This window comes from Crocosphaera sp. Alani8 (assembly GCF_038442745.1).
Lineage (GTDB): Bacteria > Cyanobacteriota > Cyanobacteriia > Cyanobacteriales > Microcystaceae > Crocosphaera.
The window spans coordinates 46233-56328 of sequence record NZ_JARVCN010000486.1 but is presented as its reverse complement, the minus strand read 5'-3'; the positions used below and the strand labels follow the sequence as shown (position 1 = coordinate 56328).

At 40.4% G+C, this 10096-nt stretch carries 10 protein-coding genes; 1 reads left to right on the top strand and 9 read right to left on the bottom strand.

Annotated elements, in window-relative coordinates:
- Window positions 1–263: 263 nt before the first annotated feature.
- The 8 genes from P9B04_RS24085 to P9B04_RS24050 form a co-directional block, all read right to left on the bottom strand.
- Window positions 264–686 (bottom strand): YggT family protein, encoded by a 423-nt coding sequence (locus P9B04_RS24085; RefSeq protein WP_342057488.1) that lies wholly within the window; start codon window positions 684–686, stop codon window positions 264–266.
- A gap of 88 nt (window positions 687–774) precedes the next feature.
- Window positions 775–2886 (bottom strand): glycogen debranching protein GlgX, encoded by a 2112-nt coding sequence (gene glgX / locus P9B04_RS24080; RefSeq protein ID WP_342057487.1) that lies wholly within the window; start codon window positions 2884–2886, stop codon window positions 775–777.
- A 319-nt stretch (window positions 2887–3205) separates the two neighbouring features.
- A complete protein-coding gene (locus P9B04_RS24075) occupies window positions 3206–3520 on the bottom strand; it encodes a hypothetical protein (RefSeq protein WP_342057486.1) in 315 nt (104 codons plus the stop codon).
- Window positions 3521–3949: 429 nt separating this feature from the next.
- Window positions 3950–5419 carry a signal recognition particle protein gene (gene ffh / locus P9B04_RS24070; protein WP_342057485.1) on the bottom strand — a complete coding sequence of 490 codons (1470 nt, stop codon included), beginning with the start codon at window positions 5417–5419 and terminating at the stop codon, window positions 3950–3952.
- Window positions 5420–5585: 166 nt separating this feature from the next.
- Window positions 5586–6053, bottom strand: a complete 468-nt coding sequence (locus tag P9B04_RS24065; protein WP_342057484.1) for an anti-sigma factor family protein — start codon at window positions 6051–6053, stop codon at window positions 5586–5588.
- 123 nt (window positions 6054–6176) lie between these two features.
- Complete coding sequence (locus P9B04_RS24060; RefSeq protein ID WP_342057483.1) at window positions 6177–6830, bottom strand: sigma-70 family RNA polymerase sigma factor; 654 nt, start codon at window positions 6828–6830, stop codon at window positions 6177–6179.
- A gap of 94 nt (window positions 6831–6924) precedes the next feature.
- Window positions 6925–7446: a late competence development ComFB family protein gene (locus tag P9B04_RS24055; protein WP_342057482.1), complete on the bottom strand. Its 522-nt coding sequence runs from the start codon at window positions 7444–7446 to the stop codon at window positions 6925–6927.
- 133 nt (window positions 7447–7579) lie between these two features.
- Window positions 7580–7792, bottom strand: a complete 213-nt coding sequence (locus P9B04_RS24050) for an Hfq-related RNA-binding protein (protein ID WP_342057481.1) — start codon at window positions 7790–7792, stop codon at window positions 7580–7582.
- 270 nt (window positions 7793–8062) lie between these two features.
- Between P9B04_RS24050 and dapF the strand changes: the two genes are divergently transcribed.
- Window positions 8063–8908, top strand: coding sequence for a diaminopimelate epimerase (dapF, locus tag P9B04_RS24045; RefSeq protein ID WP_342057480.1), 846 nt, complete (start codon window positions 8063–8065; stop codon window positions 8906–8908).
- Between the two features lie 78 nt (window positions 8909–8986).
- Here the strand turns inward: dapF and P9B04_RS24040 are convergent, their stop codons facing one another.
- Entirely contained in the window at window positions 8987–10048 is a 1062-nt protein-coding gene (locus P9B04_RS24040) for an LLM class flavin-dependent oxidoreductase (RefSeq protein ID WP_342057479.1), read from the bottom strand.
- Window positions 10049–10096: the final 48 nt, after the last annotated feature.

Below are 10096 nucleotides of genomic sequence, written 5' to 3'. Positions count from 1 at the left end.
TGTTTGGCCTAAGTTTTCGCAGCGAGTGACCCCTGGCTTTTTGAGAAGATACAACCGATGAAAGGCGAAATTATGTGGAGTCGAAAAGTAAGTGATGGTGAGTTCAGAGTTGGTATCAAATATTTAGAGTCTAAAGTACTAAAAATGAAATTATTCTTTCAAAAAACTAACCCTAATGAGGACTAAATTTCATCTTGTTTGATGTAGGAGATTAGTGTTATTAATCTCCTACACAATCAGAAATCTTTAAAGGGCAGAATCTCCTACCTACCTGACACAAGTTCCACCAATCTTCCTCCTAAACTTGCTAGCAGTCCGTAAATAATCATCGCAGTAATAGTCGTAATTTCCACAACACCATTACCTAGATTAATATCATTAAATAGATTAACAAACGGTGCTACAAAAGGACTCGACCATCCATAAATAACTTGAGAAAACAAACTATCAGGATTAGCACCAGCAAACTTTAAGAGAAACCGTAAAACCAGCAAAGTTTCTAAGGCACTAACTAAGAAAAACATTCCTTTTAACAAGCGATTAACGATCAGATTACGTTGCGCTTGCTCGATACGACGTTCTTCTTGATGCAATCTTAGTTCTTCTTCTTGAAGATGAATTTCCTGCTGACGTTGTTGATAATCATCTTCAACGTGAGTGATATTGTTTTGAGAGTGTTCGTTCATGGTTTTTGCTCCAGAGAAAAAACAAAATTGTAGATATGTTATTTCATGTTGCTGACATACCTAGAGATAAAAAATATACCCTTAAAAATCAGTGTTTAGCCATTAAAACGACACAAGTTCGTCCATTAGTTGTATAGTTTTGGGTGGTAATTTCTACAGCAACTTCTAATTCACAAAAGGTTTCATTGAGAGGTAAAGAAGTATCAAGAACACGATACCAACGCTCGCCATTTTCTAACCAAGGTAATTGAAATTCTAAGGGTTCCCAATAAGCATTCAACATGACATGAAGATACTCTTTTTTTTCGGGATGACGCAAACTAAAAGCCAAACAATGGGAATAATCTGACCAATCTGGTTCCCCTAGTTTTACTCCGTGCCAACTAATATGAGGATGATTAGGACTATTATCAGCGACTTCTAATCGTTCCTCTTGGTTAAATAATTCTAACCCTTGAATAAAATAAATTAAACGTCGAACAAAACACCATAAATCGTATTCTTTTTCTACTTTATCCCAGTTAAACCAACTTAACTCATTATCCTGACAATAAACATTATTATTACCCCGTTGGGTGCGCCTTATTTCGTCACCCATCAACATCATAGGAGTTCCTTGGGATAAAAAGAGAATGGTGAAGAAATTTTTAATTTGTTGTAGTCTTAATGAGTCGATTGCTGAATCATTAACTTCTCCTTCTACCCCACAGTTCCAACTATTATTATGATTGTCTCCATCGCAATTATTTTCTCCATTTCCTTCGTTATGTTTTTCGTTGTAGGAAACTAAATCATTGAGGGTAAAACCGTCGTGACAAGTAATAAAATTAATACTGCGGTTGATGTCAACATCTTCACGATGGTAGATATCGGGACTCCCGAGAATGCGACTCGCTAGACGAGGAACCATCCCCGTATCCCCCTTAATAAACCGTCGCACATCGTCGCGAAAAGGACCATTCCACTCAGCAAACCAATCTGCTAATTCTACAAACCTTCCCACATCGTACAATCCAGCAGCGTCCCATGCTTCTGCAATCAGTTTTGTTCCTGCTAAAACGGGATCAGATTCGATCACCCACAAAATATCAGGGGTGGTTCCTCGTAAGTCTTCTAAAGGGGTTCCGGAAGAATCTCTTGATAAAATAGAAGCGAGATCAAACCGAAACCCATCGATGTGCATTTCTGTAACCCAGTAACGTAAGCAGTCTAGGATAAAACGACCAACGATGGGATGATTTCCCCGAAAAGTATTGCCACAACCTGCATAATTTTTGTACTGAGAATGATCTTCTTCCAAGATGTAATAGGTGGAGTTATCGATACCACGAAAATTTAACGTAGGACCGTGTTCGTCTCCTTCTGCGGTGTGGTTAAAAACCACATCAAGGATAACTTCTATCCCTTCTTTGTGTAACGCTTTAACCATGTCCCGAAACTCATTAACAGGACCCAAAGGACTTTGATCAGAACTGTAGGAACTGTGAGGTGCAAAAAATCCGATGGTACTGTATCCCCAGTAATTTGTCAGTCCCGGTCTCACGTCTTCTACATCGAAGTAATGAACCGGTAATAGTTCAACTGCGGTTATTCCTAAGCTTTTTAAATAGGCAATTTTTTCCTTTCCAATCAATCCTGCAAAAGTGCCTCTTTTTTCGGAAGGAACCCCGGAACTAGGATGACGGGTAAACCCACCAACGTGCATCTCATAGATCACACTTTTAGAGTAGGGAGTGCGTAGACGAGGTATTTCCTCCCAGTCCCCTTCCCAGTCGTAAGTTTCCGTATCCACTACCACGCTTCGTAAAGCTTGCGCGCAGTTATCTCCAGGGTGTTTGGCTGCTTCTCGATTATAAATAGAAGACCCAACAATAGCTTTAGCGTAAGGGTCTAGTAAAACTTTTTCTGGGTTACAACGATGGCCTTTGCTAAGGTCGTGAGGACCGTGTACCCGATAAGCATAAACTTGTCCTGCTTCGAGTCCCTCAACAAAAATATGCCAATAATAATGAGTACGATTTAGTTTAGGATCTAAGGGGATAGTATGGGAGGGTTGTGGGTCATTTTGTTCTGCAAATAATAATAATTCTATAAAAGTTGCTTGTTTTGAGAAAATACAAAAATTAACCCCCTTTTTTCCATCTTTTTCTACTGTTGCACCAAGGGGATAACTTTCGCCTGGAAGGGTTTTGAGGGCCATGAGGTGTGGTTAGGAGTAATTAGCTAATATTACTAGAACGTTAGCCTATATTTTTTTACTGATGTTTGTTTTTTACGATGTTTTTAGATTAAATATAAGTTTTCTTTCGAGCAACTTAAAATATTTAGCTGACTGGTTTTCGCAAGAAGTTTGGGAATTGTTGATATAGTTGGCTTGATTAGTGTCATTGTTATTGTGAACATTAATTTTATGACACAATCATGAGGCCAAAGAGATTATGTATAGGATTTTAAAGAATGATCAGCAAACCCTTGCTTTTAGTATATTGTATAGATTGTCTCTGTTATATTTTTGCTTTTTAAGAATTATTTTTTACAGATGCTTGTAGTAATTCAATCTCCTTAATCTCTAAGATACCATTGCTTTCAAATTCAATCTCTATCTGTACTTTAGCCGGGTTAGTATTTTTTTTGAAATGTGCGCGAACTTCAAAGGAGCAAAAATTTTCGTTCGCAGAAAGACTAGTTGACCAGTATCGAGTCGTCGTTCCCAGTTGACTCTTTTCACTTCGACCTAATTTGACCGTAATGCTGTCTTTTGTCTTTAACGCTCTTGCTTTAAACAGACAAGCTATAATACACTCTGGAATCCTTGGCTCAGCAACTTCAAACAAAACAACTTTCCGCAACGGATTGATGGCTAAAAAATCAGATGGATTACCATAAGCTTCGATTCGCCAACCACTCTCGTCGATATGTGTAATTCCATCTTTTTCTACAGTGGGATTGTTAACTGTGAATCGGTAAATAGGAATAAAGGGTTCTTGAGCTTCAGGAACGCTGAATAGTGTTCTATGTCTTTGGCCGCCTCTTGTACTTTAGAAGCCACCACATCTTGCAGATTTTTAAATAAATCATCAAACATAAAGGTGTTTTTTAACTATACGATATTCTTATGATTCCCTTTTGATAATATAAAATAACTATTTATTAAACAAAAACTTTTTAGAAAATAGACACTTAACCAACATGGCATAAATAGTTCATAAACACTCAGCAAGTTGATACAGATGGGAGTTTTAAACCCATCATTCAAGATAAACCTATAAATTGCCAAACCCTTTCTTTTTCTTATTTTTCTTGCCTTTTTTCTTCTTCCCTCCGCTATAACCTCGAAAACCTGGGGCTGCACCTTGACCAAACATCCCCCCCAGACCGGGCATTCCTCCACCCATTCCTGGCATTCCTCCACCCATTCCTGGCATTGCTGGCATCCCTCCCTGTCCCATTTGTTGCATCATCGCCCGCATACGGGTGAAATTTTTGATCAGTTTACTGATTTCCGCTTCAGGATGACCAGAACCTTTAGCAATACGACGGCGACGGTTGGGGGATTTGGCTAATAAGTCGGGATTTTTCCGTTCTTCTAGGGTCATGGAACTGATCATGGCTTCTGTGCGCTTCAGTTCGCTTTCTCCCTTCTCAATATCTGTGTTACTTAGTTTATTCATCCCTGGGATCATCTTCATGATGCTACCAAAAGACCCCATATTTTTCATCAGACGCATTTGTTTGAGGAAGTCGTTAAAGTCGAATTTTGCCTCTAAAATTTTCGACTGCATCTGTTCCACATCGGAGAGATCGATCTCCTCTTGTGCCTTTTCTACTAATGTGAGGACATCTCCCATACTCAAAATACGAGAAGCCATGCGATCGGGATAGAAAGGTTGTAAAGCTTCTACTTTCTCCCCAACCCCCACAAATTTAATGGGTTGCCCCGATATTTGCCGTACAGATAGGGCCGCACCTCCTCTGGTGTCCCCGTCCATTTTGGTTAAAATGGCTCCTGTAACCCCTATTTGTTCGTGGAAGGTACGGGTTAGGTTGGCTGCTTCTTGCCCGGTCATGGCATCGACCACAAGTAAGGTGTCATCGGGGTTAACCGCCTTCTTAACACGGGCTAATTCTAGCATCATCTCTTCGTCGATTTGCAGTCGCCCGGCAGTATCGATGATAACGGTGTCGATACCCATTTCTTTGGCTTTAGCTACCCCTTGTGTGGCGATATCAACTGGGTTAGCTTGGTTTCCCAGTTCAAACACAGGAACATCTATTTGTTCCCCAAGGGTTTTTAATTGGTCGATGGCAGCAGGACGATAAATGTCTGTAGCCACCATCAAGCAAGTTCGCTCTTGTTTACGCAGATATAGGGACAGTTTTGCTGTAGCGGTGGTTTTACCTGTTCCTTGTAAACCTGCCATTAAAATGACGGTGGGGGCTGATTCTGCTTGGGCTAGAGGGACATTACTTTCCCCCATGACCTTGACTAATTCATCATAGACAATTTTGATCAGTTGTTGGCCAGGATTAACCCCAGCGATAACCTCTGCACCGATCGCCGACTTCTCTACGTCCGCAATAAAGGTTTTGACCACTTGCAGGTTAACATCTGCTTCGAGGAGGGCCCGTCGCACCTCTTTTAAAGCCTCTTGTATATTGGCTTCGGTGATCTTATCTTGACCCCGTAATTTTTTCCAAGCGTCTTCCAGGCGATCGGCGAGAGCATCAAACATAGTGCTTTTGAGTGGTTAAGTTATAATTATCGATTGTTCTATTTCTTTAATTGTACTAGATCGATGTCTTAACCCTATCGCTATTTTATGCTCAATGCTTTAATGCTGTTCAAACCAACAAGCACAAAAGCATACAATCTCCCAAAAATATTTAACGGCCGACTTATTAAGGAGAGGTATCAGGGGGAATCTCTACCACTGGATGGTTTAAAGCGATGGTTAGGGCTTCGCTCTCGGTACGAGCATAACGGGGGAATAACCCATCCTGTGAGGAGATTTGGGCGATGGAGCCTATGAGAACCACAACAATCCCTAAACCACTAGCGATTAAGCCTTTTTTCCTTCGATCCTGACTATCAATGGTATCAAAAACCCCTTGGGATAAGTCATCTGTAGAAGCATAATTCTCTGGAACCGAAAGAGTAGTAGTTTGCCGTTGAACTCGCAATAATTGCTTATATAATTGGTGAAACTCAGGATCAGTATCTAGCTGTTGCTGAACCTGCTTACGTTCTTCGGCTGTCAACTCCCCATCCATGTAGGCACTCAACAGCTCAAAATGCTCAAACTGATTATCCATATTACCTAAATCAGTGGGAAAACACCCTTGCTTGTGTTCAAAATCAGACATCATGATTAACCCTTCCTTTGCTTCTAATTATAAGAAGACTTTTAGTTCAAGAAAAGAGACAAATGCTACCAGTAGCACATTCATGACACCACTCGTAAATGATTGTTGAGAGGATAAAAATCCCAACTAATCAATATATTTCTGTAAAACTGTTTGCAGCTTACCCCTAGCTCTAGCAATGCGAGACTTAACTGTACCCAGAGAAACGCCGGTCATTTCTGCGATTTCTTCGTAGGCTAAACCCTCAATTTCTCTCAGAACGATAGTGGTTCTAAAGGCTTCGGGTAAATCTGCGATCGCTACTTTGAGGCGATCATAAAACTCACGGGTGGCCAAGTCATCATTGGGACTAGGATAATCCGAGACAATATCCCATTCTATTTCCCCATCATCAACCCTACGGGGGGCATCTAAGGAGATAGGATGGCTAACTCTTTTGCGTTTACGCAGCTCATCGTAAAACAGGTTAGTGGCGATACGACTCAACCAACCTCTAAATTTAACTGGTTCGTTAAGGCGTTTTATATTGCGGTAAACACGAATCCAGACCTCTTGAGCCAAATCGGCACGGTCTTGCCAATCAGGGGCTAGATGGTAAAGAATTCTGTCTACATGAGATTGATAGCGATTCAAAAGTTCTGCAAATGCCACACGATCGGGCTTAGCTCCCTCTTGGCATTTGACAATCAAGTCGTAGTTTGAGAGCTTTTCTGGGGATAATACCGATTGTTTTCCCCACTGGCGAAGTAGTCCCTGAGATCCTGTTATTGCTTGACTCATAAATTTACCTGGCGCATAGTTCTCCTCACGTTATCACCATAGACGCACAAGTTTTAATTATGGTTCCCTGCGACTAAATTTTGTCACTGATTTTTTAATCAGGGGCTAGAGATTTCAGCATATCAGTCATATTTTGTAGAATATGGCTGCGTTGTTCTTGTTCTAGGGGTCTGCGGTTAGGAATTGTGGGACGTTCAACATAGCGTTGAATTCCCTCTGCAACTTGTTGAGCGATCAAAGTTTGTAATTCTTTTTGAGCTCGTTGTCTTTGATAGTCAGCCCCTTCATGGGTGGTGGCGTAAAGAGGGGGTAAACGGTTGAGAGCATAGGCAGCAATATCTCCGATATCGAGGCAACCGGATTCTTTTGATTCTTGCCGAGTTACCTGGTTAATAGCCTCACTCAAGACTAATTCCTCCATAACATTGATAAACTGTTTCCTGGCCACTGTTTTAACCTCTCCTGCTAATAACGCTCCCATGAGGCGATCTATTGCCATATATTCTTCTGTGGATAAATCTGAAGCGGATTTATAGAAATGTCCTACTTCTTGTTCCATTGTGGGTGTCAAATAGCCATCTTTCAGTACGTTTTCGACAATTTTTTGAATGCTCATAGATTTTTGTTTAGTGAGAAGGGGAGCAGTCTGTTGATATTGTTCATTCTCAGATTACCCAGATTAGAACTAAAAGTTGGCACTGGGGGCTATTTGTCTCTTTTTGAAGGAAAATAATAGCAATCTGATTAGATTAAGGGGCAGGTTTAAGATAAACAAGGGCGTGTCGCCAGATTAACAAGGATTGATTCGATTCGTCGGATACACAAATACATTGGGGATCTTGCCATAGAATTTGACCAGTGATGCTTTCTGTTGTGGTTAGCTGAATGACAATTTTTTGTTGATCTTTGATATATTTTTGTACTTGTCGAACACTGGGCAACCCTGTATCAAATTCAGTCATAATTTCTAGGAGTAACGGATAGGATTTATATTAGTACTGCTCGGTCTATGCTATTAACTCTCGATACACGGCTAAAGAGGGTGAAGTTATGGATATGAGATTAAAAATTGATTAAATTTTAGATGGACTTCTCTCTCTTTATAGTGCCTATTTTATCAATTTTTCGAGCTTATTGGAGTAGTATTGGGCACTATTCTCATTATCGACTATCTCTTGTTCTTATCTATTGGTTAATTGATAATTGTTTATATAATTTTTGCGGGAGGGATTATGGAATTTACTAAGTATCAAGGTTTAGGCAATGATTTTATTTTGGTGGACAACCGCCACAGTTCTACCCCATTATTGTCCCCAGAGGACGCGGTTAAATTATGTGATCGCCATTTTGGAATTGGGGGCGATGGGATAATTTTTGCCTTACCAGGAGATAAAAATAACGACTACACAATGCGAATTTTTAATTCTGATGGTTCGGAACCACAAATGTGTGGTAACGGAATTCGTTGTTTAGCTCGTTTTTTGGCTGATTTAGAAGGTACTGACACGATTGGGAAATCATACCGTATCCAAACTCTAGCGGGTACTATTATCCCTCGTCTTGAAGAACAAGGACAAGTGAAAGTGGACATGGGAACCCCCTTTTTATTGGCCAAGGAAATTCCTACCACGTTAACCAAAGCAGAAGAAAAAGTTATTAACCAATCCTTAGAGATAGGGGATCAATCTTGGTCAGTTACTTGTGTGAGCATGGGTAATCCCCACTGTATTACTTTTGTAGAAGATGTGGACAAAATCCCCTTAGAAACTCTTGGCCCCAAGTTCGAGCATCATGGGGTATTTCCTGAACGAACTAACACAGAGTTTATCGAGGTAGTTCGCCCTGATTATCTGAAAATGCGAGTCTGGGAAAGGGGTGCAGGAATTACTTTAGCTTGTGGAACTGGTGCTTGCGCTTCTGTGGTAGCAGGGGTATTAACGGGAAACTGCGATCGCTTTTGTACAGTGGAGTTACCAGGAGGGTGTTTAACTATCGAATGGTCAGAAACGGATAACCGACTCTATATGACCGGACCTGCTGAGGTGGTGTTTAAAGGGACTATAGGTGTAGTTAATTGAATTAATAATGGAATAACATTCATCTATCCCTCTTTTAGACTGTTATCCTCGATAACAGTCTAGGAAAATACCAGAGTTTTAAACTCCTGCTTTCTCTCTTTGGTTAACTGCTTGATGCAATTTTTGTAAATAGGGTAAACTCTCCATTACTGTGTCAAAATCTTGCACAAAATCGATTAAACAAGCCACTTCATTAATACCTATTTGTTCGAGTTTTTCGATAAAAGGAACACAGGTTTGAGGTGTACCAATTAAGGAGCGTCCTTTCATAAAACCTTCCACTCCAAATAGTAACAAACTATCGAGATCATCTTCAGAAAAGTTCTTTAAGCTTACATTTAAACCCATACCTTTAGCCAAATTTTCTAAAAGATCATAATGGGTTTTTAAATAATGACAAAAAGGTTGTCTAACTTTCTCTTTAACCGCTTCTGTTTCTTCTCCCAAAAAAGTATGTATCATCAAAGTCACCGTTTTACTGTTGGGATCGTGACCTGATTTTTCTAAATATTGACGGTACAGTTTAATTTTTGGCTCAACTTCTTCTAAAGTTCCCCCTAACAAAGAAGTTAAAACATTTGCTCCCATTTTCCCTGCTTCCATGAAAGTTTCTGGGGACTGACAAGTGATCCAGATAGGTAACTCGGGTTGTATGGGTTTCGGCAAAATTTTGGCTTCTACGGCTCTTCCGGCAGCATCGTTATACTCAACTGCTTTTCCTTGCCATAGCTGTTGTAGAGCTTTTACACCACGCCACATGGTTTGTTTTCGGTGGGTATGGGGTTCACGGGAAAGGATAAATTCATCCATTGTCCAACCGGAGGCAAAAGCGATCGCAACTCTTCCATTAGATAAATTATCTACCACTGCCCATTCTTCGGCAATTCTAACCGGATGGTGTAATGGTAACACCACACTACCTGCTCGCAGTTGTACTTTTTCGGTGGCCATTGCGAGAGCCGCATTAATCACAGAAGGGTTAGGATATAGTCCACCAAAAGCATGAAAATGCCGTTCTGGTATCCATAGAGCTTTAAAATCGTTGCGATCAGCAAATTTTGCGCTTTCGAGTAAAAGGCGATATTTATTGGGTTGAGCCACTGAGCCGTCCCCATCGAAGTAAAATAAGCTAAAGTCCATGATTTTTCTCCTTGGTTTTAAAATAAAATTTGCCAATTTGTAGAACGA